The organism is Serratia sp. HNCC26DJ244 (assembly GCF_057180565.1).
This window is the reverse complement of record NZ_JBXUGO010000133.1, coordinates 1-366: the sequence shown is the minus strand read 5'-3', so window position 1 is coordinate 366 and position 366 is coordinate 1. Positions and strand designations below refer to the sequence as shown.

Sequence of the window (366 nt, the reverse complement as noted above, 5' to 3'; positions counted from 1 at the left end):
GGGCGGCGGTCCATCTCGCCGGGCAAACGCAGCCATAGCCGTGCCACATTGAGGGTAAAGGCCTGATGCATGGCACACGCCAGCGGTGCATCCGCATTGAAGTAGAACGGAATGCGACTCAGGTCGATACGGCTCCAGTCCGCCAGATTGCTGCAGTTAAAGCGCAGGTTGACCACCGAGCGACCATCCGGGTCGGTGGTCAGCCTGGCGTGCTCCAGCGCTAACGGCTGCAGGCTGATTTCTTGGGTGGTGGTATAACGGCAGCGGGTCTTTTTCTCCCCAATCGGGCGGGAGAGCACCTCAAAGCCTTTGGTGATGCGCATCATCTCTTTCATTTCCTGCCAGTCGGGTGTGAACTCCACCACT

General features: G+C 59.6%; 1 protein-coding gene. It reads right to left on the bottom strand.

Annotated elements, in window-relative coordinates:
- Positions 1-366, bottom strand: a 366-nt coding sequence (locus AC2A06_RS18940; protein ID WP_484381308.1) for a type VI secretion system baseplate subunit TssF, incomplete at both ends; no start/stop codon positions are given.